This window comes from Vescimonas sp., assembly GCF_057856985.1.
In genome coordinates this window covers 97888-120976 of the sequence record NZ_DBLZXX010000003.1, presented here as the reverse complement: position 1 = coordinate 120976, position 23089 = coordinate 97888, and the positions used below count along the sequence as shown (strand labels likewise).

At 62.2% G+C, this 23089-nt stretch carries 22 protein-coding genes; 10 read left to right on the top strand and 12 right to left on the bottom strand.

The window, feature by feature from the left end:
• Positions 1-14 precede the first annotated feature (14 nt).
• The 8 genes from ACZM22_RS04675 to ACZM22_RS04640 all read right to left on the bottom strand — a co-directional run bounded on the left by ACZM22_RS04675 (position 15) and on the right by ACZM22_RS04640 (position 9879).
• Complete coding sequence (locus tag ACZM22_RS04675; protein ID WP_483269193.1) at positions 15-1409, bottom strand: aminopeptidase; 1395 nt, start codon at positions 1407-1409, stop codon at positions 15-17.
• Positions 1402-3030 (bottom strand): L-threonylcarbamoyladenylate synthase, encoded by a 1629-nt coding sequence (locus ACZM22_RS04670; RefSeq protein WP_489543261.1) that lies wholly within the window; start codon positions 3028-3030, stop codon positions 1402-1404. The genes ACZM22_RS04675 and ACZM22_RS04670 overlap by 8 nt, the downstream gene beginning before the upstream one ends.
• Before the next feature lie 27 nt (positions 3031-3057).
• Positions 3058-3696, bottom strand: coding sequence for a lactate utilization protein (locus ACZM22_RS04665; protein ID WP_484437073.1), 639 nt, complete (start codon positions 3694-3696; stop codon positions 3058-3060).
• Between the two features lie 3 nt (positions 3697-3699).
• Positions 3700-4770, bottom strand: coding sequence for a peptide chain release factor 1 (prfA, locus tag ACZM22_RS04660; RefSeq protein ID WP_489543260.1), 1071 nt, complete (start codon positions 4768-4770; stop codon positions 3700-3702).
• 9 nt (positions 4771-4779) lie between these two features.
• Entirely contained in the window at positions 4780-5268 is a 489-nt protein-coding gene (locus ACZM22_RS04655) for a flavodoxin family protein (protein ID WP_489543259.1), read from the bottom strand.
• Position 5269: 1 nt separating this feature from the next.
• A complete protein-coding gene (gene abc-f, locus ACZM22_RS04650) occupies positions 5270-7174 on the bottom strand; it encodes a ribosomal protection-like ABC-F family protein (protein WP_489543258.1) in 1905 nt (634 codons plus the stop codon).
• Positions 7171-8526, bottom strand: a complete 1356-nt coding sequence (locus tag ACZM22_RS04645) for a UDP-N-acetylmuramoyl-tripeptide--D-alanyl-D-alanine ligase (RefSeq protein ID WP_489543257.1) — start codon at positions 8524-8526, stop codon at positions 7171-7173. The genes abc-f and ACZM22_RS04645 overlap by 4 nt, the downstream gene beginning before the upstream one ends.
• A gap of 201 nt (positions 8527-8727) precedes the next feature.
• Positions 8728-9879, bottom strand: a complete 1152-nt coding sequence (locus ACZM22_RS04640; RefSeq protein ID WP_484438108.1) for an FtsW/RodA/SpoVE family cell cycle protein — start codon at positions 9877-9879, stop codon at positions 8728-8730.
• 153 nt (positions 9880-10032) lie between these two features.
• On the opposite strand from ACZM22_RS04640, the gene tsaE reads away from it, so the two are divergent.
• The 5 genes from tsaE to ACZM22_RS04615 all read left to right on the top strand — a co-directional run bounded on the left by tsaE (position 10033) and on the right by ACZM22_RS04615 (position 13587).
• A complete protein-coding gene (gene tsaE, locus ACZM22_RS04635) occupies positions 10033-10458 on the top strand; it encodes a tRNA (adenosine(37)-N6)-threonylcarbamoyltransferase complex ATPase subunit type 1 TsaE (RefSeq protein WP_484424401.1) in 426 nt (141 codons plus the stop codon).
• The gene (gene tsaB / locus ACZM22_RS04630) at positions 10455-11168 is read left to right on the top strand and encodes a tRNA (adenosine(37)-N6)-threonylcarbamoyltransferase complex dimerization subunit type 1 TsaB (protein ID WP_483268373.1); all 714 of its coding nucleotides are present in this window, start codon (positions 10455-10457) and stop codon (positions 11166-11168) included. The genes tsaE and tsaB overlap by 4 nt, the downstream gene beginning before the upstream one ends.
• 49 nt (positions 11169-11217) lie before the next feature.
• Positions 11218-11853 (top strand): uracil phosphoribosyltransferase, encoded by a 636-nt coding sequence (upp, locus tag ACZM22_RS04625; RefSeq protein WP_483268372.1) that lies wholly within the window; start codon positions 11218-11220, stop codon positions 11851-11853.
• Between the two features lie 162 nt (positions 11854-12015).
• On the top strand, positions 12016-12936 hold the full coding sequence (locus ACZM22_RS04620) for a uridine kinase family protein (protein WP_489543256.1): 921 nt from the start codon (positions 12016-12018) through the stop codon (positions 12934-12936).
• A 27-nt stretch (positions 12937-12963) separates the two neighbouring features.
• Positions 12964-13587, top strand: coding sequence for a cytidylate kinase-like family protein (locus ACZM22_RS04615; RefSeq protein ID WP_484437068.1), 624 nt, complete (start codon positions 12964-12966; stop codon positions 13585-13587).
• Between the two features lie 206 nt (positions 13588-13793).
• Here the strand turns inward: ACZM22_RS04615 and radA are convergent, their stop codons facing one another.
• The 4 genes from radA to ACZM22_RS04595 all read right to left on the bottom strand — a co-directional run bounded on the left by radA (position 13794) and on the right by ACZM22_RS04595 (position 17486).
• On the bottom strand, positions 13794-15158 hold the full coding sequence (gene radA / locus ACZM22_RS04610; RefSeq protein ID WP_489543255.1) for a DNA repair protein RadA: 1365 nt from the start codon (positions 15156-15158) through the stop codon (positions 13794-13796).
• Positions 15155-15880 (bottom strand): N-acetylmuramoyl-L-alanine amidase, encoded by a 726-nt coding sequence (locus ACZM22_RS04605; RefSeq protein WP_489543254.1) that lies wholly within the window; start codon positions 15878-15880, stop codon positions 15155-15157. The genes radA and ACZM22_RS04605 overlap by 4 nt, the downstream gene beginning before the upstream one ends.
• A 503-nt stretch (positions 15881-16383) precedes the next feature.
• Positions 16384-16980, bottom strand: a complete 597-nt coding sequence (locus tag ACZM22_RS04600; protein WP_484424395.1) for a manganese catalase family protein — start codon at positions 16978-16980, stop codon at positions 16384-16386.
• Positions 16980-17486 carry a spore coat protein CotJB gene (locus ACZM22_RS04595; RefSeq protein WP_483268366.1) on the bottom strand — a complete coding sequence of 169 codons (507 nt, stop codon included), beginning with the start codon at positions 17484-17486 and terminating at the stop codon, positions 16980-16982. The genes ACZM22_RS04600 and ACZM22_RS04595 overlap by 1 nt, the downstream gene beginning before the upstream one ends.
• Before the next feature lie 224 nt (positions 17487-17710).
• Here ACZM22_RS04595 and ACZM22_RS04590 point away from each other — a divergent pair, with 224 nt between their 5' ends.
• The 5 genes from ACZM22_RS04590 (at position 17711) to ACZM22_RS04570 (ending at position 23070) form a co-directional block, all read left to right on the top strand.
• Complete coding sequence (locus ACZM22_RS04590) at positions 17711-18814, top strand: ABC transporter ATP-binding protein (protein WP_484437065.1); 1104 nt, start codon at positions 17711-17713, stop codon at positions 18812-18814.
• Between the two features lie 4 nt (positions 18815-18818).
• The gene (locus ACZM22_RS04585) at positions 18819-19709 is read left to right on the top strand and encodes a carbohydrate ABC transporter permease (protein ID WP_483268364.1); all 891 of its coding nucleotides are present in this window, start codon (positions 18819-18821) and stop codon (positions 19707-19709) included.
• Positions 19710-19723: 14 nt separating this feature from the next.
• Positions 19724-20599, top strand: coding sequence for a carbohydrate ABC transporter permease (locus ACZM22_RS04580; RefSeq protein ID WP_489543253.1), 876 nt, complete (start codon positions 19724-19726; stop codon positions 20597-20599).
• Positions 20596-22197 (top strand): ABC transporter substrate-binding protein, encoded by a 1602-nt coding sequence (locus ACZM22_RS04575; RefSeq protein ID WP_489543252.1) that lies wholly within the window; start codon positions 20596-20598, stop codon positions 22195-22197. The genes ACZM22_RS04580 and ACZM22_RS04575 overlap by 4 nt, the downstream gene beginning before the upstream one ends.
• A gap of 96 nt (positions 22198-22293) precedes the next feature.
• On the top strand, positions 22294-23070 hold the full coding sequence (locus ACZM22_RS04570) for a hypothetical protein (protein ID WP_489543251.1): 777 nt from the start codon (positions 22294-22296) through the stop codon (positions 23068-23070).
• The last annotated feature ends 19 nt before the right edge of the window (positions 23071-23089 follow it).

The following is a 23089-nucleotide window of genomic DNA, read 5'->3' as shown; positions in this document are numbered from 1 at the left end:
GTTTGCAGGAACGCTTACAGGGACTCGTAGAGGGCCTTGCAGGCGCGGTACATCTCGTAGCAATCCAGCTTGGCCACCACCTCGAAGGGGGCGTGCATGCTCAGCACCGGCACGCCGGCGTCCAGTGTGGCGATATTGCGGTTGGCCATGTACTGGGCCACCGTACCGCCGCCGCCGGCGTCGATCTTGCCCATCTCGCAGATCTGCCAGCGGACACCGGCCTTATCCAGCACGCCGCGGACATAGCCCACGGTTTCGGCGTTGGCATCGGAGGAGCCGGACTTGCCCCTGGCCCCGGTGTACTTGCACAGGCCCACGCCGTGGTTGACGAAGGCGGCGTTGCGCTTTTCATACACATCGGCGAAGTTGGGGTCGTAGGCGGCGGTGACGTCGGCGGACAGGCAGAAGGCGTTCTCATAGCAGACGCGCAGGGCCACGTTCTGGCTCTCGCACAGGTCGTTCATGAAGGTGTCGAAGGCGGCGGACTGCATGCCGGTGACGCCCATGGAGCCGATCTCCTCCTTGTCGGCCAGAACGCAGACGGCGGTCTTTTCCGGCGTCCCGATGTCCAGAATGGCCTGCAGAGCAGCGAAGCCGCAGACGCGGTCATCGTGGCCATAGGCACCGATGAGGCTGCCGTCCAGGCCGATATCGGTGGCGTTGACGGCAGGCACCGTCTCCAGCTCGGCGGAGGCGAAGTCGGCCTCGGTGATGCCGTACTTGTCGTACAGGCGCTTGAGTACCTGCATCTTCACGCGGTCGCTGTCATCATCGTCGCCCAGAGGACGGCTGCCCAGCAGGATGTTCAGCGTCTCGCCGGGGATGGCCTCGCTCAGGGGCTTCTTGCTCTGCTCCGCGCCCAGATGGGGCAGCAGGTCGGTGATCACCAGCTTGGGCTCATCACCCTCGCCGATGCAGACATCCACCACGGAGCCGTCACGCAGGACCACGGTGCCGCGCAGCTCCAGAGGAATGGTGACCCACTGGTACTTGCGGACGCCGCCGTAGTAATGGGTCTTGAAGTAGGCCAGCTCGCTGTCCTCATACAGGGGGGTGGGCTTCAGGTCCAGACGGGGAGAGTCGATGTGAGCGGCGGTGATCTGGGCGCCCTCCGCCAGGCTGCGGCGGCCGACGACGGCCAGCACCAGACCCTTGCCGCGGTTGCAGGAGTAGACCTTATCGCCGGCGGACAGGGACATGCCGCGCTTGTACTCCACGAAGCCATGCTTCTCCGCCAGAGCGATGGCGGCGCGGGCGCTGAGGCGCTCCGTCTTGCCGGCGTCCAGGAACGCCTTGTAGACGGTGCAGTATGCCTCCATCTTCTCCAGATCCGCCGCGCTCAGCACATCGTAGCCGTTGCGGTCATCCTTCAGCAGCTGCTTCTTCAGGGCCTTCAGTTCTTCACTCATGATCTGCTTCCTCCTCAAATATATGTTGTAATCTCTGATAGGCTATTTCTTCAAACACCTGCGGCGAGGCGGCGTCGTTCATCAGCACGTCCGTACAGCGGGCGCGGTAGAACTCGTCGGGCTTCTGGGCCTGCACCCGCAGGCGGGCATAGTCCTCCGAAATACCGTCGCGGGCCATGATCCGGCGGACCCGTGTCTCCGTGGGAGCCAGTACGGCCACCGTGCGGCGGCAGAGACGGTACAGACCGCTCTCCACCAGATTGATGGCATCGATACCCACCATGGCGGCGTCGCTTTCGTTGACGCGGCGCAGCAGCTCGCGGGGCAGGCGGTCGAAAATAATGGCGTTGAGCCGGTCCAGTGCAGCGGGATCGCTGAACACCGCAGCACCCAGCTTCTGGCGATCCAGCGCACCGTCAGGGGTGAACACGGGGCCGAAGGCGGCAGTGATGGCGGCGCGCAGGGACGCATCGGTGCGCAGCAGCTGGTGATAGACGGCGTCGCAGTCCAGCACCAGTCCACCCAGACGCTCCAGCGCACGAAGGGCGCTGGTCTTACCCGCGCCGGTGGGGCCGGTAAAGCCGATGATCAGCGGCGATACGTCCACCACATGGAAGCCCGCCGCCTTTTTCAGACGATTGGCCACCGCCAAACCCAGGCCGGATTCATCGGGACACTGGGCGTATATCTCCGACACGTCCGTATCGTCGAAGGTACGCAGGGCGTCAAACACATGCTGGGCCTGGGACAGCTTATCGTCTGCGGCACCGAGACGGTGGACGATGTGGCCCGCGAACAGTGGGGCGTACTCATCGAAGCAGATGACGCCGGCGTGATCCGGCAGGTGGTCGCGTATGTAGGCGGCGCTGCGGCGGGCGGGGCCGGTGACCACCGTAACAGGGGCCTTCGGCGCGTAGTGGCGGTACTTCATGCCCGGGGCACGGGGGCGCTCCCCCTCTCCCATTTTGCGGCGCACCGCGTCGTCCACGGCTACCTCGCCCAGCACGCGCTCCAGCGCTTCCAGCGGCAAGCCGCCCGGGCGCAGCAGGCGGGGCGGCTGTACCGTCAGATCGATGATGGTACTCTCCACCCCCACGGCGCAGGGGCCGCCGTCCACGATGCCGTCTATCTTGCCCGCCATATCGTCCATCATGTGCTGGGCGGTGGTGGGGCTGGGACGTCCGGATGTGTTGCCGCTGGGCGCGGCGATGGGCACGCCGGCGGCCTCAATGATGGCCAGCGTGACGGGATGGTTCGGGCAGCGGACGCCCACCGTCTCCAGTCCGCCGGTGGTGCGCAGGGGCACGATCTCGCGGCGGGGCAGGATCATGGTCAGCGGGCCGGGCCAGAATTTCTCCGCCAGCCGATAAGCGGCGGCAGGCACATTTTGGCAGTACCGCTCCAGCCAGTCCGCCGAGGGAACATGGATGATGAGGGGGTTGTCCTGCGGGCGGCCCTTGGCCTCAAAGATGCGGCGCACCGCATCCTCGTTGAGGGCGTCGGCACCCAGGCCGTACACCGTCTCTGTGGGGATGCCCAGCAGGCCGCCGCGGCGGAGGATAGCCGCCGCTTCCGCCACGGCGTTTGTGTCATGTTCCGGATGGAATATCCTGGTCTCCAAAGAAATTTCCTCTTTTCGGCAGTTTACTTACAGGCCCAGCTCCTCGCCTACCAGCACCACCTTGATGCGGCCGGCGGGCTTGCAGAAGCGTGTGATGACCATCTGGGAGCAGATGCAGTCGGGGCTGGTGCAGTCGCCGCACTGGCCGTTGACAGCGCAGGGCGTCTTGCCGTCGAAGCGCTGGGCGTTGGCAGGGGCGGCGATGTGACGGGCGCGGGAGACGGCACCATCCAGATCGGCGGCTACCTTGTTCATGCCGGCCACCACGATGACCTGCTTCGGTCCGAAGCACAGGGCGGCCACGCGATTGCCGATGCCGTCGATGTTCACCAGCTGCCCGTCCTCGGAGATGGCGTTGCTGCTCATGAGGAATGTGTCACAGGTCAGGGCCTGATGCAGCATGGCGGTGCGCTCCTCCGGCGTGCGGGCGGTGTCGCGGTCGATCACCGGCTGGTTCCGGCTGCGCAGGCGGCCTTTGATGCCCAACTCGTCCACGGTGGCCACACCGCCCCAGCTCACCACATCGCCGGCGGGGATCAGCTCCAGCACCTTCTCCACCGCTTCAGCGGCGGTGGGACAGTAGTAGGCCTCCATATTGCGCTTTTGCAGTGCGGCGGCCACACGGGGGCCAGCCTTGTCGTACATCTTTTTCTTGGGTTCCAGCATGGTTCATTCCTCCTTACTCTCTTGCAGGCGCTGCGCCTGATCGTTCAGGATCAGCGCATCGATCATGGGGTCCAGGTCGCCGTTCATGACGGCGGCAATGTTGAAGTTTTTATTGTCCCCCGTGAGCCGGTGGTCGGTGACGCGGTTCTGGGGGAAGTTATAGGTGCGTATCTTGCCGCTGCGGTCGCCAGTGCCCACCTGGCTTTTGCGGGTGGCGGCGATGGCGGCGTTCTGGCGGGCCTGCTCCGCCTCGTACAGCTTGGAGCGGAGGATCTTCATAGCGCGGTCCTTGTTCTTATACTGACTGCGCTCGTCCTGACATTCCACCACCGTACCGGTGGGCAGGTGGGTGATGCGGATGGCGGACTCCGTCTTATTGACGTGCTGGCCGCCGGCACCGGAGGAACGGAACGTGTCGATCTGCAGATCCTTGGGGTCGATGGTAAACTCCACTTCCTCCGCCTCCGGCATGACGGCCACAGTGGCGGCAGAGGTCTGGATGCGGCCGGAGGACTCCGTCTCCGGTACGCGCTGGACGCGGTGGGTGCCGGCCTCGAACTTCAGGCGGGACCACGCGCCCGCGCCCTCCACCTCGGCGCTGACCTCCTTGACGCCGCCCAGCTCCGTGTCGTTTTCGTTGACGATGCTCAGTGTCCAGCCCTTGCGCTCGGCATACATGGTGTACATCCGCAGGAGGTCGGCGGCAAACAGGGCCCCCTCTTCCCCACCGATGCCGGCGCGTATCTCCAATATCACGTTTTTGTCGTCATTGGGGTCTTTGGGAAGCAGCAGGCGCTTCAACTCCTCCGTCAGCCGCTCCAGCTCCGCCTTGGCGGCGGACAGCTCCTCCTGTGCCAGCTCACGCAGCTCGGGGTCCGACAGCATGGCGCAGGCGTCCTCCGCCGTCTGCGCCGTCTGGGCATAGGCTCGGGCGCAGGCCGCGATGGGCGTCAGCTCCTTCTGCTCGCGGCTGAGGGCGGTGAGCCTCTCGCGGTCAGTGTACACCGTGGGGTCGGACAGCTGGCGTTCCACCTCCGCCAGACGAGCCTCGATAGCCTTCATCTTCTCCAGCATGGCGGGTCCTCAGTTCTGCTCCAGCCAGCGCTGGACGTTCTGCACAAAGTCGTTGCGCCAGAACTCGTAGCCCTCGCTGCCCGGGCGGAGGGACACAGCGAACAGCCGCTTCTCCGCGGTATAGAGATCCATCTGGTCATAAACCTCCTCGCTGCGCTGCTCGGTGCTGCGGGTGACCACATAGGCCACGCGGTGCAGCTCCAGCCCGCGGCGCTTCAGGAGGGAGCGGATGGGGCTGGCCATGCGGCCCGCCCACACAGGGCTTCCCACGATCACCAGCTTGTACTCCTCCAGCGGTCTGGCTGTCTCAAAGGGATTCAGGGGCTTTGTGGACAGCTTCATGGCGTCCATGCCGCTGCGCAGGTAGCCCTTCCAGCCGCTGCGGTCGCGGCCATCGGTGATGGCCACGATCTCCGCGTCCAGCGCCTCGGCGATCTCCTTGACCGCACGGCGGGTATTGCCGGTGCGGGAATAGTAAATGCACAAAATATCACTCATATCAGTTCTCCTGTTCCTCCAGTTGCAGGCTCAGCTCCTCCCAGCGGGTCATCTCCTGCTCCAGCTGGGACTCCACCTCCTGACGCTGCCGGTACAGCTCGCCCAGCTTCTCCGCGTCGCAGGCGGCGGCTTCCATGTCGCGGTCCAACGCAGCAACGGACGCCTCTAAACGGGAGATGGCCGTCTCGCAGATGGTCAGCTGCTTACGGGCCGCCTGCCGACTGCGGCTGCCCCTGCCGACAGGGGCGGGCTTCTTCGGCTGGGCCGGTACGGCGGCGGGCGGCGCGGCGCGGCGGGCCTCCTCCCGCACCTGGCGGTACTGCATGAAGCCCATAGGGTAGTCGGTGACGGCGCGGTCCTCCAGCTCCCAGACACGGGTAGCGAAGCGATTGATGAAATAGCGGTCGTGGCTGACGAACAGCAGCGTGCCGTCAAAGTCCTCCACTGCCTGCTCCAGCCACTCGCGGGAGTCGATGTCCAGATGGTTGGTTGGCTCGTCCAGGATCAGGAGGTTGATGCTCTCGTCCATCAGCATGCACAGCCGCAGACGGCTGAGTTCGCCGCCGGACAGCACAGAGACGGACTTGAACACATCCTCGCCGGTAAACTGATACGCCGCCAGACGGTTGCGGGCCGACTGGGGCGTGATGTCCAGCTCGTAGAGCATGGTGTCCAGAATGCTGCGCTCCGGATGGTCGAAGTGGATGACCTGCGGCAGGTAGGCGGCCTTGACGGAGGGGCCCAGCCGGATCATACCGGTGTCGGGCCCGTCCAGCCCCACGATCATGTTCAGCAGGGTGGTCTTGCCGGTGCCGTTCTCGCCCAGCAGAGCAATGCGTTCCCCTCCCTCCACGCGGAGGTACACGTCCTCAAAGAGTCTACGCCCCCCAAAGGACTTGGAGACGCCCTTGATCTGCAGGACCTCGTCGCCCTTGAACTCCCGGCTCTGGAAGCGGGCCTCCAGTCGGCGGGCCTTGGTGGGCTTCTGGGTGGTACGCATCCGCTCGATACGCTTTTCCATGGAGAAGGCCCGTTTGTGCAGAGCATCGTTGCCCATAAAAGCCCAGAGGTGCATCTGCTCCGCCGCCTTTTCCAGCTGCTGGATCTTGGCCTGCTCCTTCAGGTACTGCTTCATGCGTTCCTGATAGCGACGCTCCTTCTCAATGGCGTAAAAGCTGTAATTCCCGCTGTAAAACTCGGCCTTGCCGTCCTGTATCTCGATGATGCGGGTGACAGTGCGGTCCAGAAAGTAACGGTCGTGGCTGATGGTGACCACGGTGCCGCGGAAGTTGCGGAGGTAGTCCTCCAGCCACTCCGTGGCCTGCAGGTCCAGATGGTTGGTGGGCTCGTCCAGCAGCAGAACGTCCGTGTCCTCCAGAATCAGGCGGCCCAGGTTCACACGGGTCTTTTCGCCGCCGGACAGGCGGTCGAAGAGGCGGGTGCGCATCTCATCGGAGATGCTCAGGCCGTTGGCCACCTTGTTCACTGCGGTGTCGGTATCCCAGCCGCCCAGTCCCTCGAAGCGGGCATTCAGCTCGCCGTAACGCCGGAGGGTGGCGTCGTCGGAGGCGCCCTGCTCCATGGCGAGGGTCAGGGCGTCCATCTCGTCCTTCATGCGAAACATGCGGGCAAAGGCGGTGCGCAGCACATCCTCCACCGTGTAGCCCTCGGGATAGACAGGGATCTGGGAGATAAGCCCCACGCGGCGGCCCGACGCGATCTGCACCGTGCCGCTGTCGTAGTCCAGCTCGCCGGTAAGTATTTTGAACAGCGTGGTCTTGCCTGCGCCATTGCGGCCCAGCAGGCCCACCCGCTCGCCGGTGTCCACCTGAAACGTCAGGCCGTCCAGTATTTTCTTTTCCAGGTCGAAGGACTTCACCAGTCCCTCTACGCGAATGTCGATCATGTCTGTGCTTCCAATTCCTTGACAATAGTCTCCATGTGCATGGCGTGGGACGCCTTCACCAACAGAGCCGTATCGGGGCCGAAGGCGGCGCGGACGGCGGGCAGCGCGTCCTCCGCTGCGGCGTACCACTGGGCGTTGGGGGCTTCGGCGGCGATGCCGCGGGCCTTCTCCCCTACGGCGATGACGGCGTCGATATGCAGCTCTCCCGCCAGTACGCCGATGGCGCGGTGGGCAGAGACGGTAAGCTCCCCCAGCTCCCCCATGTCGCCCAGCACGGCCAGACGGCGGCGGGACGGCGTGACGGACAGCAGCTTCAGGGCCTCGGTCATAGCCTGAGGGTTGGCGTTATAACAGTCATCGATGAGCAGGCGGCCCTCCGGCAGGTGCAGCACCCGCATGCGGGAGCCGGTAGGGACATAGGAGGCCACGCCGGCGGTGATCTCCGCCGCCGTCAGACCCAGGACTTCTCCGATGGCGGCGGCCATAGCCATGGGGTAGATCATGTACGCCCCGGGGGACGCGGTGTGCAGACGATAGCTGCCCCTGGCGGTGGTGACAGTGCAGGAGATACCCTCGATGCCGCAGTCGTCCACGTCTGTGACGCGGATCTGACAGCCCTCCCCCCTGCCGCAGCGCAGGACGGTCTGGGGCAGGGCAACGGTGTTCAGCAGCGGATCGTCACCGTTGAGGACGGCAAGCCCGTCCGGCGGCAGGTGTTCAAATATCTCGCACTTGGCCTGCAGGATGCCCTGCCGCGTGTTGCCCAGATTTTCGATGTGGGCATCGCCCACGTTGGTGATAACGGCGATATCGGGCCGCACCAGTTCGCCCAGATAGCGTATCTCGCCAAAGTGATTCATGCCCGTCTCGATGACCGCAGCCTCGTGCTGCGGCGTCAGGTTCAGCAGAGTCAGCGGCGTGCCGATGTCGTTGTTGTAGTTGGCCTGAGTCTTCAGGGTATCGTACCGCTGGGACAGGACGGCGGCCACCATCTCCTTGGTCGTGGTCTTGCCTGCGGAGCCGGTGATCTGCACCACGGGCAGAGTGAAGCGGCTGCGATACCAGGCAGCCAAGGCGCCCAGGGCCAGACGGGTGTCCTCCACCAGCACGTAGGCCTTATGGGGCAGCAGCTTGTCCGGGCGGCGGGCCGTCAGGCAGCCCTCTGCGCCGCCGGTGAGGGCGGCGTCAATATAGGCGTGGCCGTCGAAGCGCTCGCCGGTCAGGGGGATAAACAGCTGGCCCGCCGAGACGGCGCGGCTGTCGGTGGTGACGCCGGTAATAGCGGCGGGGCTGTCTTGCAGCATCGTACCGCCCACGGCGGCGCATATCTCCTGAATGGTACAGGGAATCATGGGCAAATCGCTCCTTCCGCGAGGTACGGCGGGCCCGGCGGCCCGCGGCTCATGGGCGCATCAGCCCACGCTCTCACTGTTTTTAACTCTGCTATTAACGGCACTATTATAGCACGGCGTTTCCGGTATGACAACCGATTTTCCTCCGAACAAACTGTAAATAAAAAAGGGCGCGTCCGTTGGACGCGCCCCGGGAGGCTATTATCGCAGCCAGTCCGGCTTGGACCGGCCCTGTACGCCGGACACAAGCCCCATGGAGATGAACAGCATCAGCAGCGATGAGCCGCCGTAGCTGATGAACGGCAGCGTCAGGCCGATGACGGGCATGACGAACAGACACATGCCCACGTTGACGATGACCTGGAAGATCACCATGCCGGCCACGCCGATGCAGACCAAGCCCTCCTGGCGGGTCTTGGCGTGACGAGCCACCCAGATGCACCGGACCACGATGGCCGTCAGCAGTGCCAGCGTCAGCAGGCAGCCCACCATGCCCAGCTCCTCGCCGATGACAGTGAAGATAAAATCGGTGTGACGATTGGGCAGCGCAGAGCTATACTCGCTCTGGGTCTGGGTGCCGTGGAACAGCCCCTCCCCCGTGAGCTTGCCGCTGCCCAGCGCCATCAGGCTGCGGGTCTGCTGCCAGCCGGTGTTCTGCACGTCCAGCGTATGGTCGAACAGCACCTGAAACCGGAGCTTCATGTACTTGGGCATCTTGTTCAGGTCCCACAGCGCCCAGAAGCCTACGCCGCCCAGCACGCCGCCGATGGCGAACCAGTGCAGGGCCACACCGGCTACGAAGCACATGCAGATGAAGATGAACAGGAACACCAGTGCGCTGCCCATGTCGGAGGACACCTTATAGTAGAGCAGGAAGATCACACCGAAGTGGGCGCCCAGAAACAGGATGGACGGGATACTGCTGAGGTCGCGGTTCTCCTTGAGCCACGCCAGCTGCTTGGCCAGCACCAGTGTGAAGGTGAGCTTCACGATCTCGGCGGGCTGCACCTTTACGGGGAGGAACGGGAAATCCAGCCAGGCGCGGTTGCCGGTATTATCCTCGATACCCAGCGGCGTCACCAGCAGGAGAATAAAGATGATGCCCGTCAGAAATATCCACTTCCAGTATTTGGACAGGTCGTTCAGATCCACCTGGGACACCAGCAAGTACAGTATCACGCCCAGCAGCAGGGCCGCAGACTGGACCGCCACCAGACGCCAGGTATGCATGTAGCGGGTGGCGCTGGCCACCATGAGGATACCGAACAGGGATGCCGCCGCGCACAGCGCCAGCAGTACCAGATCCGTCTGGCGCAGGATGTCGGTGAAAAAGTCGCGGGAACGACGGAACATGGGCGGGTCTCCTTTCCAGTGGGCTGGTAAAAACGCATGATAACACGCTAAGTGTACCACAAGAAGTTTTATCTGTAAACCAGAGTTTCGCTCTTTTCTTTTGTGGGAAAGCATGGTATAATAAGTTGGTTTGAGCAGAAATGAGGTGAAGGCATGGAATATCTGTCCCACAGTCCGGAGGAAACGGAGCGCATCGGTGAGGAGCTGGGCCGGACGCTCCATGCCGGGAGCGTGGTGGCCTATCGCGGAGGACTGGGCATGGGCAAGACTGCGTTCACCCGCGGGCTGGCCCGAGGATTGGGCTGCCGCGGACGTGTGACCAGTCCTACGTTCACCATCGTCAATGAGTACAGTGGGGACATCCCCCTGTTCCATTTCGATATGTACCGCCTGGGCGGCGAGGATGAGCTGTTCGACATCGGCTGGGAGGACTATCTGACCCGCGGCGGCGTGTGCGCCGTGGAGTGGTCGGAGCAGGTGTCCGGCGCTCTGCCGGAGGACGCCGTGTGGGTGGACATCGCCCGCGGCGACAATGAAAATGACCGCATCATCACCATCACGGGAGGCGAGGGACTGTGAAGATACTGGCGCTGGAGACATCGGCCAAGAGCGTGTCCGCCGCTGTCACGGAAAATGGCGCGGTTCTGGCCTCCGCCTATCAGAACCGCGGGCTGACCCACAGTGTGACGCTGATGCCCCTCATCGATGGGATGCTGCGTACAGCGGGGCTGTCGCTGGATGACATCGGGCTCATCGCCGCAGCCAACGGGCCGGGCAGCTTCACGGGGCTGCGTATCGGCGTATCGGCGGCCAAGGGCTTGGCGTGGGCCAAAGAGCTGCCCTGCTGCGGCGTGTCCACGCTGGCGGCTATGGCGCGGACGGCTGCGGACTTTCAAGGACTCATCATTGGAGCCATGGACGCCCGCCGTCAGCAGATCTACCACGCTCTGTTCCGCGGTGAGAACGGCCGCGTTCTCCGCGTGACGCAGGACTGCGCCATCTCTCTGGAGGAGCTGGCTTCCCTGCTGCGGGACATGCCGGAGGAAAAGTTGGTGGTTGGCGATGGTGCGGCGCTGTGTGCCGACTATCTCAGCACGGCGGGCATCTCCTGCCGCATGGCCGACGAGCATCACCGGATGCAGTCCGCCGTGGGCGTGGCGCTGTGCGCGGAGGAGATGGCGGCACGGGGCGAGACCGTGACGGCCCAGCATCTGGAGCCGGTGTACCTGCGGCTCAGTCAGGCGGAGCGGGAGCGGCTGTCCCGCGGGCTGAAGATCACGCTGGACTGACATTTTATTGTGTTCCATGCAAAATTTTACATACACGGAGGAGACAACCATGTTTAGCGAGAAAGTGCATATCGTGAACCATCCCCTGGTGTCCCACAAGCTGACGATCATGCGCGACAAGAACACCAGCGTCAAGGATTTCCGCGAGCTGGTATCCGAGATCGGCATGCTCATCACCTATGAGGCTACCCGGGACCTTCCCCTGACCACCAAGCACATCGAAACACCTATCTGTGAAATGGAAGCGCCCACGCTGGCGGGCCGCAAATTCGTGGTGGTTCCCATCCTCCGTGCCGGTCTTGGTCTGGTAGACGGCGTGCTGCGTCTGGTCCCCTCCGCCCGCGTGGGACACATCGGTATGTACCGCGATGAGGAGACGCTGGAGCCCCATCCCTACTTCTGCAAGATGCCCAAGGACGTAGCCGAGCGTGACGTGCTGATCGTGGACCCCATGCTGGCCACCGGCGGCTCCGCCGCAGAGGCCATCGCCGAGATGAAGAAGTTCGGCTGCAAGCACATCAAGCTGATGGTGCTGGTGGCGGCTCCCGAGGGTATCGAGTATCTGCAGAAGCTTTACCCCGATGTGGACATCTACGCCGGCGCTGTGGACAAGTGCCTCAACGAGAACGGCTACATCGTCCCCGGTCTGGGTGATGCAGGCGACCGCATCTTCGGCACCAAATAAATTTCACGCCAAAAAACGCCCCCATTATGTGGGCGTTTTTGCTGCTGCGGGAAAAGTTCCGCAAAATACTGGGGAATTCCGGCATTTTGCCCGTTTGACGGTAAGGCTAAAGTGTGGTATACTATCCACGATTTTGAATTTCCATCATGAAGGAGCTGCACTATGCGCGTTATCGATTTGGAAAATATTCAGGAATCCATGAACAATGAGACCCAGTTTGTCCTGCGGTGCGAGGAGGTATTCCACGACAAGATCTCCGCAGCCGCGGCTACCATTCTCTCCAGCAACCGGCCTATCGTGGCGCTGACCGGCCCCTCCGGCAGCGGCAAGACCACCTCCGCCATGCGGCTGAAGGACTATCTTGAAAATTTAGGCGTCACCGTATGCCTGCTGAGCATGGACAACTTTTTCCTGCCGCTGGATCAGCGGCCGAAGGAGGCTGCCGATTGGGAGTCCCCCTACTGCGTGAATGTGGATCTGCTGGTATCCTGCATCAGCAAGCTGCTGGACGGCAAGGAGGCCGACATCCCCTGGTATGATTTCAAGTCCGGCAACACAGGCGGCTATAAGAAGATGCAGGGTGAAAAGGACTGCATCGTCATCGCCGAGGGCATCCATATGCTGAACCCCCTGATTTTTGACAAGATCCGCGGCGCGGCCACCGGCATCTATGTGGCGCCCCGCACCCGCATCCTCACTCACAACGACCGCGTGGTGCGGCCGGAGCAGCTGCGGGTGGCACGGCGGCTCATCCGCGACTACAACACCCGCGGCCATTCCCTGCGGGAGACGGTGGAGCGGGCGGAGAGCGTCAACCGCGGCGAGGTCAACTATATTAAGCCCTTCAAGGGCAACGCCGCCATCCACATTGACTCATTCCACGACTACGAGCCCTGCATCCTGGCCAAGTGTCTCAGCGAGATCCCCAACTTCCGCGAGGAGCTGACGCCGGAATACATGAAGGAGCACGATCTTACCGATCTCATCGATGTGGTGTCCACCGTGCCCCCGCTGCACACCCCTTACGTACCCCGCAACTCCATCGTCCGCGAATTTGTGGGCGGCAGCTGCTACGAATATTGATCGCATATCTAAAAGGAGGTCGTATCCATGAACCGTATCATCACCATCAGCCGTGAATTTGGCTCCGGCGGTCGTGAGCTGGGCAAGCGTCTGGCAGAGGCGCTGCATATCCCCTGCTACGACCATGAGATCATCGAAATGATTGCCAAGGAAAACGGCTTTAATGAGGACTACGTGGCGCACGTGTCCGAAAAGAGTATAGAGGCCGCGTATCCCCTGACCATCGGCCACCGGTTCGGCGTACCCCCCTTCCAGATCATGGACCAGCCCATCCGCGTGGCCGTGACCCAGCGGAAGATCCTGGAGAACTTCGCCAAGAGCGGCGATTGCGTCATCGTGGGCCGCGGCGCTGATGTCATCCTGAAGGACTACAAGCCCCTGAACATCTTCGTGTACGCCGATAAGGACTCCAAGATCGAGCGCTGCCAGCGCCGCGCACCTGCGGGTGAGAACCTGACCGCCGGTGAGATCGAGAAGCGCATGAAGCAGATCGACCGCAACCGCGCCCAGCACCATCAGATGTACAGCGACAGCAAGTGGGGCGCCAAGGAGTCCTACGACCTGTGCGTCAACACCAGCCGCCGCTACGTCAAGGACTTGGTACCCTCCATCGCCAAATTCTGCGAGGACTGGTTCAATTCCCCCGAATAAAGAGACATGAAAAAATGCCCTCCGGCAGCTGCCGGAGGGCATTTTTTCATATTATCCGGCGGCGGTGGCACACTATCGGCAAAGGAGTGATGGTATGATCCCCTGCACCGACAGCTGCCAGTGGCAGCGGGACGGGCTGTGTACGCTGGATACCTGCAGCACGGCCGGACAGCCCAGTGCCGGTCATCCCTGCGTCCACTACCTGCCTATTTTCCCTGCGCCAGCAGACGCAGCGCCTCCGAGATGTTCCGGACCGGCAGCAGCTCCAGAGAGGAGCGCTCCCGCAGATCAACAGCGTGATGTGCGGGAATGATACACTCTGTAAAGCCCAAACGCTTTACCTCCGAAAGGCGCTGCTCCATGTGACTGACGCTGCGTATCTCGCCGGAAAGGCCCACCTCGCCTACGGCGGCCATGCCGTTGGGCACGGGCTTGTCCAGATAACTGGAAGCGATAGCCACCACGGCGGCCAGATCGGCGGCAGGCTCGTCCAGTGTCAGGCCGCCGATGATATTCAGATAGGCGTCGCACTGGCTGACCTTCAGACCGCCCCGCTTCTCCAGCACTGCCAGCAGCATGGCGGCGCGGTTGTAGTCGAAGCCGTTGCTGCTGCGAAGCGGGCGAGCTCCGGCAGAGGGGGCGACGAGGGCCTGTATCTCCGCCAGCACGGGGCGCGCGCCCTCCATGACGCAGGTAACGCAGGTGCCGGAGGCATCCTGGGGCCGTCCGGACAGCAGCATCTCCGAGGGGTTCTCCACCTCCCGCAGACCGCTGTCCAGCATCTCAAAGACGCCGATCTCATTCGTGGCGCCGAAGCGGTTCTTGGCAGCGCGGAGGATACGGTAGGTCATGCGGCTGTCGCCCTCGAAGTACAGCACGCAGTCCACCATGTGCTCCAGCACCTTGGGACCGGCGATGCTGCCCTCCTTGTTGACGTGGCCGATGACGAACACTGTGACGCCCTGTCCCTTGGCCACCTGCATCAGAGCCATGGTGCAGTCCTTCACCTGCCCCACGCCGCCGGCAGGGGCGTCCAGTTCCTCGTTATACAGAGTCTGAATGGAGTCCACGATCAGCACGTCCGGCTCCTCCCTGCGGATACACTCCAGCACGTCGCCCAGCCGCGTCTCCGACAGGACGAACAGGTTCCCGCTGTCCACGGACAGACGCTTGGCCCGCAGCTTCAGCTGGCGGGCAGACTCCTCGCCGGAGACGTACAGCACCTTGCAGGTTCGGCCCAGCTGCTGACAGATCTGGAGCATCAGTGTGGATTTGCCGATACCTGGTGCGCCGCCCACCAGCACCAGCGAGCCTTTTACAGCGCCGCCGCCCAGCACGCGGTCCAGCTCCCCCATGCCGGTGGGGAAACGGATCTCCTCATCCTCCTGCAAGGATGTAATGGGAGACGCGTTTACAGCATTTGCGATGCGCTGGGTCTTTCCGCTTTTGACAGGCCGCTCCGCTGGCTGCTCCACCATGGAGTTCCACGCGCCGCAGACGGCGCAGCGACCCGACCACTTGGGGCTCTCGCTGCCGCACTCTGTGCAGAAAAAGACGGTTTTTGCTTTCATGTTGTTCCCTCACTCGTACAATATTGGCAGTAGCCCGCCGCGATGACGGCGGCTATTTTCATTTGGTAGGACGGCTGCTGCAGAAGCGCCGTCTCCTGCGGACTGGACAGAAAACCGCACTCCACCAGAATGGCAGGGCAGGTGGTGTGGGTCATGAGGTACACTCCGTCGCCGATGGGCATGGCGGCCTTGGCACGGTCCGTATTCACCGCGGTGTTCAGCGTCTGCTGCATCGCCTCAGCCAACTGCCGGGAAGGTAGGACGGCGTTGTAAAACACCTGAGCGCCGCGGACGTTGGGGTAGCCGGGCAGGCAGTTCTGGTGGATGCTGATGAGCAGACCGCCGGCTGTCTCGTTGGCCAGCTTCGTGCGGTTCTTCAGGTCGGACACTTTCTTCTCCCGCAGGGTCGCGGCGTCGTCGTCGTAGATGGCCTCGTCGCCGGTGCGGGTCATCACCGCCGGGTGGCCCAGGAACCGCAAAATCTCATAGAGCCGCCGCGTGATCTGAAGATTGATGCCGCTCTCGGCCACGCCGCTGTCCGACACGGCACCGCCGTCCTCCCCGCCGTGGCCGGCATCCAGTACCAGCATGGTGCGGGGTTCCGCAGCAGTCGAGGCCGGTACGGTATCCGGCGACGGACGCAGGGCCACCGCCGCCAGCGTCACCAGTGCTGCGGCCAGTGCGCAGGCGCATATCGCTTTTTTCGGGATAAACAGCACCATGTGACTCCCCTCCTGCGGAAAGCCTATGGCGGCGCGGCGGGTTTTATGTATCATACCACAGCGGGCACAAAAAGAAAACGGGGTGCATGGCAGATATAGTTAAAATGTGCAATTAATTTGGCGATATTCATCAAATATTGTATAATATATACATATTTTCGCGTAAGAGGATAGGCATGACGTATGACGCCCATCGGAAGGAGGGCGAACATGGTCGGGAGTACCAGACCGTGACGGATCACCTCACCGGTACGGCGGCGATGCACCCGCCAAAGAGTCGCGCCTTTCGCGGTCGGCGCGTGGATTGAAATGTGTACAGGAACAGGTTCTTGTAGTTGTGGCTCTCGTCGCGCCTCTCACGGGGCGTGAGGGTTGAAATGCAAAATAACGTACTTTTTGAAAAACGCCGGAAGCCACTGCACTCGCACAGGGCGAAAACATAGGGGAGAGGACATATGCCTTCTCCCCCATGTTTTATGCTTTCCTCCGCTCCCCTCTCGCCGTCAGCTGTCGAAGGACGGGTTAAGGAAGTAGATGTTCTTCTCATTCATGCGATCCTTGGCCAGGCGCAGACCTTCTCCGAACCGTTGAAAATGCACAATCTCGCGGGCCCGCAGGAACTTGATGACGTCGTTGACATCGGGGTCGTCGCTGAGCCGCAGAATGTTATCGTAGGTGACGCGGGCTTTCTGTTCCGCCGCCAGGTCTTCCGTCAAGTCAGCGATGAGGTCTCCCTTCACGCCTATGCTGGCCGCATTCCACGGTGAACCGGAGGCTGCGGTAGGATAGATACCGGCGGTATGGTCCACGAAGTAGGCGTCAAAACCGGCGGTCTTGATGTCCTGCTCTGACAGGTTGCAGGTCAGCTGGTGAACGATAGCACCGATCATCTCCAGATGCCCCAGTTCCTCTGTGCCGATGTCGGTGAGCAAGCCCTTCAGCTCCGGATACGGCATGGAGTAGCGCTGGCTCAGGTAACGCAGGGACGCGCCCAGTTCCCCATCCGGCCCGCCGTATTGTGAAATGATCAGCGCAGCCAGACGCGGATTGGTGTTCTTGATCTTCACCGGATATTGCAGCTTCTTTTCATAGACAAACATCAGTCGTTCCCTCCTTTATCCCAGGGCCATGGATCATCCAACCAGCGGAAGCCTCCCTCGGTGATGTCCGTCTGCAGCAGCGGGCCGTTGGTCTCCTCGTATTTGGCGCGGCCCGCCCTGCCCAGACGGATGTAGCTCCAGTACAGCTCCAGCGCCTGCTGGTCATTGGGATGGGTGGTGAGATACAGCCCCAGCTCGTCGATGGCAAAGTCCAAGGCCATCAGCTCCAGCAGCGCCTCGTTCACCTGGGGAAAGCGGGAGCGCAGCTCCTTGCGGAACGGCAGATCCAAACCCGGGAACAGTGTGCCCTGCAAAAGAGCCTCCCTGTTATCGTAGCGCTGTGCGTTCTCCCGCTGCATAGCGATATAGGGAAATACCATATTGCCGCAGCCGCCGGGCAGCGAGCCGTCCATCTCGCGGCAGGCTGCATCACTGCGGGCCGTCATATCGCGGGCAGTGCCGTCCCGCGCTGCCGCCGCAGCGGCAGTAGTCCTCTCTGTATACAAGAGATATTCCTCCTTTGAAGTGGTCAGATCGAGTGAACCGAAAACGGCTCACCTCATTCTATGTGCCTCCGGCACAGGTGGCGCCTGACAGGCAGGCGGAAAATTTTCCGGAAAGTTTTGTAAAAACAGGAGATTTACGCCGTGAACTGTGGTACAATAGTGCGGTCATTACAGTCGCCTCCCGTCCCGTGAGACGGAGCCGCCAGAATACAGGAGAAGCTGCCATGAAGGTCACGCTGCAACATCTGACCAAGAAGTTCCCCAACCGCAACAAGAAAGCGGGCGGCGATGTCGTCGCCGTCAACGATTTTACCTTTGAGATCCCCGACGGAAAGCTCATCGGCCTGCTGGGTCCCTCCGGCTGCGGCAAGAGCACAGCACTGAACCTTATCAGCGGCCTGCTGGAGCCTACCGCAGGCCAGATCTTCTTTGGTGAAGACGATGTGACCCATCTGCCGCCGGAGAATCGCGGCGTGGGGCTGGTGTTCCAGAACTACGCGCTGTACCCCCACCTGACGGTACGGCAGAACATCATGTTCCCGCTGGAAAACCTGCGGGGCGCGGACAAGCTCACCAAAGCAGAGATGGCGGAGCGGACACTGGCCGCGGCAAAGCTGGTGCAGCTGGAGGGGCTGATGGACCGCAAGCCCAGTGAGCTGTCCGGCGGACAGCAGCAGCGGGTAGCCATTGCCCGGGCACTGGTAAAGCGCCCCCGCGTGCTGCTTCTGGACGAGCCGCTGTCCAATCTGGACGCGCGGCTGCGCCTCCAGACCCGGGAGGAGATCCGCCGCATCCAGCGGCAGACCAGCGTCACTACCGTGTTTGTCACTCACGATCAGGAGGAGGCCATGAGCATCTCCGACATGATCGTGGTGATGCGCGATGGTGTGGTGCAGCAGATCGGCAAGCCCCAGGAGGTATACGACAATCCCGTGAACCTGTTCGTGGCCAAATTTCTGGGCACTCCGCCCATCCACGTCTTTGACGGATGCATCAGGGACGGCAAGCTGTACATAGGCGGCGCGGCGGTGCTGGACGCGGCAGGCGCCGAGGAGCAGCCGGTGTACGCCGCCGTCCGTCCGGAGGGCTTCGTCCCTGCGGAGGATGGCCCCCTGTGCTGCAAGCTGGATCGCGTGGAGGTCATGGGCCGCGACATCAGCGTGGTATGCACCCATCCAGACTGTGAAAACGCGGTGATCCGCGCCATCATCACCGCCGATAGCCGCGTAGATACCACCCGGGAGTCGATACGCTTCGCCCTGAAGCCCCACAAGGTGTTCCTGTTCCACCGCGACACGCAGGTCCGGCTGGACTGCACTCTGAGGTGACGCCATGGACAAGTGCAGCGTCAAGGGCTGGCTCTATCTGCTGCCCGCCATCGCCTTTCTGGGCGTGTTCATGGTCTACCCGCTGGTGGACGTGTTCGTGTACTCCTTTGAGGAGGGGTACAATTCCGCGTCCCAGACATTTTCCGGTGTGGGCCTGTTCAACTACCGCTACGTGCTGCGGGACCCCTACTTCCTGCAGGCACTGAAAAACACCTTCATCCTGGTCATCATCACCGTGCCGGTGTCCACCGGCCTTGCCCTCCTCGTCTCGCTGGGGCTCAGCTCCATCGAAAAGCTGCGGAGCCTGTTCCAGACGGTGTATTTCCTTCCCTACGTCACCAATACGCTGGCGGTGGGTCTGGTTTTCATGATTTTGTTCAAAAAGACCGCCTACACCGATGGGCTGGTAAATGTGATGCTCCACTGGTTCGGCAGCCCCGGCGTGGATTTTATCGATGGGCCGTACTGGGCCAAGATGTTCGTCCTGTGCTTCTACACCGTGTGGATAGTGCTGCCCTTCAAGATCCTGATCCTCACCAGTGCGCTGGCCTCGGTGAAGCAGGACTACTACAACGCCGCCCGCGTGGACGGCACGCCCCGCTGGCGCATCTTCACCCGCATCACCCTGCCCATGATCTCCCCCATGATCTTCTATCTGGTCATCACCGGCTTCATCGGCGCATTCAAGGCGTACAGTGACGCGGTGGCCCTGTTCGGCACCGACCTGAACGCCGCCCAGATGAACACCATGGTGGGCTACATCTACGACATGCTGTACGGTGACTCCGGCGGCTACCCGTCCTTCGCATCGGCGGCAGCCATCATCCTGTTCGCCATCGTGCTGACCATCACCTGCATCAACCTGCTGGTGAGCCGGAAGCACGTCCACTATTGAGAGGAGGCGGCACTGTGGATCCCCATACCGATTACAAGCAGGTGGAGCTTGCCGCCCGCCGCCGCAGAGCGGTGCGCCGCGCCGTCACCTACGTGCTGCTGGCCCTGTGGGCCGTCATCGTGCTGTTTCCCTTTTACTGGATGGTGCTGACCTCCGTGAAGAGTTACAGCGCGTACAGCTCCGAGCGCATCCCCGCCTTTTTCACCCTGTCCCCCACCCTCCAGAACTACCGTGATGCCTTCACCGCCGTGCCGCTGGGCCGCTACTTCCTGAACACGGTGATCTTCACCGTGGCCACCACGGCCATCATGCTGGTGGTCATCACACTGGCGGCATTCGCCTTCGCGCGGCTGAATTTCCGCGGCAAGCAGTTGGCCTTTACATGCTTTCTGGCACTGATGATGATACCCAATGAACTGGTCATCATCACCAACTTCGTCACCATTACGGACGCCGGCCTGCGCAACACATTCTGGGGCCTGATTTTGCCGTCGGTGACATCGGTGTTTTACATCTATCTTCTGAAGGAGAACTTCGCCCAGATCCCCAATGAGCTGTACTACGCCGCCAAGGTGGACGGCACCTCCGACTTCAAGTACCTTTGGAAGGTGATGCTGCCCATCTGCCGCCCCACGGTAGTAACTATCGTCATCCTGAAGGTCATCGAGTGCTGGAACTCCTATGTGTGGCCCCGCCTCATCACCGACGATGAGAACTACTTTCTGGTGTCCAATGGGATCCAAGCCATCCGCGAAAACGGCTTCGGACGGGAGAACATCCCCGCCATGATGGCGGCGGTAGTGGTCATCTCCGTGCCGCTGATCGTGCTGTTCCTCCTGTTCCGCAACAAAGTGATGGAGGGCGTTTCGAGAGGAGGCACCAAGGGATGAGACACACCCGCATGGCCGCGCTGACGCTGTCACTTGTGACCCTGCTGACCACCCTCTGCGGGTGTCACGGCTCACGCAGCCAGAACGCCTTCACCGTGCCGGACAGCTTTGACGAGTCGCGGCAGTACGAGATCACGTTCTGGGCCAAGAACGACACCAACAAGACCCAGGTGGACATCTACAGCAAGGCCATCGCCGACTTCCAGGCGCTGTACCCCAACATCACCGTGAAGCTGCGGCTCTACACTGACTACGGCAAGATCTACAACGATGTCATCACCAACATCGCCACCAACACCACTCCCAATGTGTGCATCACCTACCCCGACCACATCGCCACGTACCTCACCGGCGACAACGTGGTGGCCCCGCTGGACGCTCTGTTCGCCGACGAGCAGTACGGTCTGGGCGGCAGTGCCCTGCGGTACGACGGCCCCGCGTCGGAGGAGATGATCTCCCGGTTTCTGGAGGAGTGCAGCTTCTCCGGCAGCCACTACGCCGTGCCCTTCATGCGCTCCACCGAGGCGTGCTACGTCAACAGGACCTATGTGGAGGCCTTGGGCTATGAGCTGCCGGAAATGCTGACCTGGGACTTCGTGTGGGAGGTGTCGGAGGCAGCCGCCGCGGCGAAAAATGCCGACGGCACCTACACCGTCAACGGCCAGCAGGTGCTGCTGCCCTTCATCTATAAGTCCACGGACAACATGATGATCCAGCTGCTGCGCCAGAAAAACGCCGGTTACTCCACTGACAGCGGCGACGTGCAGATCTTCAACGACACCACGGAGGACATCCTGTACGACGTGGCCCGCCACACCGCCAGCGGTGCCTTCTCCACCTTCAAGATCTCCGGCTACCCTGCCAACTTTCTGAACGCGGGGCAGTGCCTGTTCGCGGTAGACTCCACCGCCGGTGCCACATGGATGGGTTCTCACGCGCCGCTGAGCGACATCAGCGCCGACAAGTACGTGGACTTTGAGACGGCGGTGATGGCCGTGCCCCAGTGCGACCCCGATCATCCCCAGATGATCTCCCAGGGCCCGTCGGTGTGCGTGTTCAACAAGGACGATCCCCAGGAGGTGCTGGCCTCGTGGCTGTTCGCCCAGTATCTGCTGACCAACGACGTCCAGATCGCCTACGCCCGGACGGAGGGCTATGTCCCCGTCACCGCCAAGGCCCAGCAGTCTGCGGAATATCGGGACTATCTCTCCCGCGCAGGCGAGGACGATTCTCTCTACTACGACGTAAAGATCCAGGCATCCCAGCTGCTGCTGAACAACGTGGACAACACGTTCACCACGCCAGTCTACAACGGCTCCACCTCCCTGCGCAACGCCGCGGGCCAGCTCATTGAGAACGTGGTGAAGTCCGTGCGCCGTAAAGAGACGGTGGACGATGCCTACATGACCCGGCTGTACGCCGATGTGACCAGCCTGTACCGGCTGGACCAGCGAGGCGGCCTGTCTGCCGCCGGCGGTGAGGATCTGGGGCCCCTGCCCTCCGCGTCCAAAGCTCTTCTCATCACGCTGGGCGGTGCGTGGGTGCTGATCGCAGCCTACGCCGGGGCACAGCTGATGAAAAAACGAAAGACCCATTGATTTATCGGCAGAATGCGTTATAATGGGGCGGGCGTGTGGAACACACCCGCCCTATCTGCCATTTTTATATGGTGCAATTTAGAGGAGAAAGCAAACATGAAAAAGTTTCTGACCCTGCTGCTGGCTCTGGTGATGGCGCTGTCCATCGTGGGCTGCGGCAAGACCAACACCGACGAGCCTCAGACGCCGGACACCCCCGATGACGGCGCTGACGCCGCTGTCACCGTCATGACCCACGCGGAGTTCGACGCGGCCGCTGTGGATTCCGCCGTTACCGTGGAGACCTACATCCAGGCCCGTCAGGGCTGGTGGGAAAAGGACGGCGTCGGCGTGGCCACCTTCTACACCCAGGCCGATGACGGTGCGTACTTCCTGTACAATATGCCCTGCAGCAAGGAGGATTACGACTCCATGCTGGTAGAGGGCGCCAAGATCCGCGTCAGCGGCTATAAGGCCGAGTGGTCCGGCGAGGTGGAGATCATCGACGCTACCTGCGAACTGCTGGAGGGCACCAAGGTCTATGACGCGCTGGATGTCACCTCCCTGCTGGACAGCGATGAGCTCATCCAGCATCAGAACGAGAAGGTGTCCTTCAAGGGCATGACCGTGACCGCCTCCAACGATGCCGGCGCTCCCTTCCTGTACAACTGGGACGGCTCCGGCTCCGAGGGTGACGACCTGTACTTCAATGTGTCCCTGAACGACAAGATCTACACCTTCGTGGTAGAGAGCTACCTCTGCGGCCCCGGCACCGACGTGTATGAGGCCGTCAAGGCTCTGAACGTGGGCGATGTCGTGGACATGGAGGGTTTCCTGTACTGGTATGAGGGTGTGAACCCCCACATCACCTCCGTGGTCAAGGCTGCTGCCTGAATCACCCCATAAAAAAGGA

Bases quoted from the DNA above. Each gene is read 5' to 3' on its own strand.
- ACZM22_RS04675 (WP_483269193.1), bottom strand. From the start codon at position 1,409: ATGAGTGAAGAACTGAAGGCCCTGAAGAAGCAGCTGCTGAAGGATGAC.
- ACZM22_RS04665 (WP_484437073.1), bottom strand. From the start codon at position 3,696: ATGCTGGAACCCAAGAAAAAGATGTACGACAAGGCTGGCCCCCGTGTG.
- prfA (WP_489543260.1), bottom strand. From the start codon at position 4,770: ATGCTGGAGAAGATGAAGGCTATCGAGGCTCGTCTGGCGGAGGTGGAA.
- ACZM22_RS04655 (WP_489543259.1), bottom strand. From the start codon at position 5,268: ATGAGTGATATTTTGTGCATTTACTATTCCCGCACCGGCAATACCCGC.
- abc-f (WP_489543258.1), bottom strand. From the start codon at position 7,174: ATGATCGACATTCGCGTAGAGGGACTGGTGAAGTCCTTCGACCTGGAA.
- ACZM22_RS04645 (WP_489543257.1), bottom strand. From the start codon at position 8,526: ATGATTCCCTGTACCATTCAGGAGATATGCGCCGCCGTGGGCGGTACG.
- ACZM22_RS04640 (WP_484438108.1), bottom strand. From the start codon at position 9,879: ATGTTCCGTCGTTCCCGCGACTTTTTCACCGACATCCTGCGCCAGACG.
- tsaE (WP_484424401.1), top strand. From the start codon at position 10,033: ATGGAATATCTGTCCCACAGTCCGGAGGAAACGGAGCGCATCGGTGAG.
- upp (WP_483268372.1), top strand. From the start codon at position 11,218: ATGTTTAGCGAGAAAGTGCATATCGTGAACCATCCCCTGGTGTCCCAC.
- ACZM22_RS04620 (WP_489543256.1), top strand. From the start codon at position 12,016: ATGCGCGTTATCGATTTGGAAAATATTCAGGAATCCATGAACAATGAG.
- ACZM22_RS04615 (WP_484437068.1), top strand. From the start codon at position 12,964: ATGAACCGTATCATCACCATCAGCCGTGAATTTGGCTCCGGCGGTCGT.
- radA (WP_489543255.1), bottom strand. From the start codon at position 15,158: ATGAAAGCAAAAACCGTCTTTTTCTGCACAGAGTGCGGCAGCGAGAGC.
- ACZM22_RS04605 (WP_489543254.1), bottom strand. From the start codon at position 15,880: ATGGTGCTGTTTATCCCGAAAAAAGCGATATGCGCCTGCGCACTGGCC.
- ACZM22_RS04600 (WP_484424395.1), bottom strand. From the start codon at position 16,980: ATGTTTGTCTATGAAAAGAAGCTGCAATATCCGGTGAAGATCAAGAAC.
- ACZM22_RS04590 (WP_484437065.1), top strand. From the start codon at position 17,711: ATGAAGGTCACGCTGCAACATCTGACCAAGAAGTTCCCCAACCGCAAC.
- ACZM22_RS04585 (WP_483268364.1), top strand. From the start codon at position 18,819: ATGGACAAGTGCAGCGTCAAGGGCTGGCTCTATCTGCTGCCCGCCATC.
- ACZM22_RS04575 (WP_489543252.1), top strand. From the start codon at position 20,596: ATGAGACACACCCGCATGGCCGCGCTGACGCTGTCACTTGTGACCCTG.
- ACZM22_RS04570 (WP_489543251.1), top strand. From the start codon at position 22,294: ATGAAAAAGTTTCTGACCCTGCTGCTGGCTCTGGTGATGGCGCTGTCC.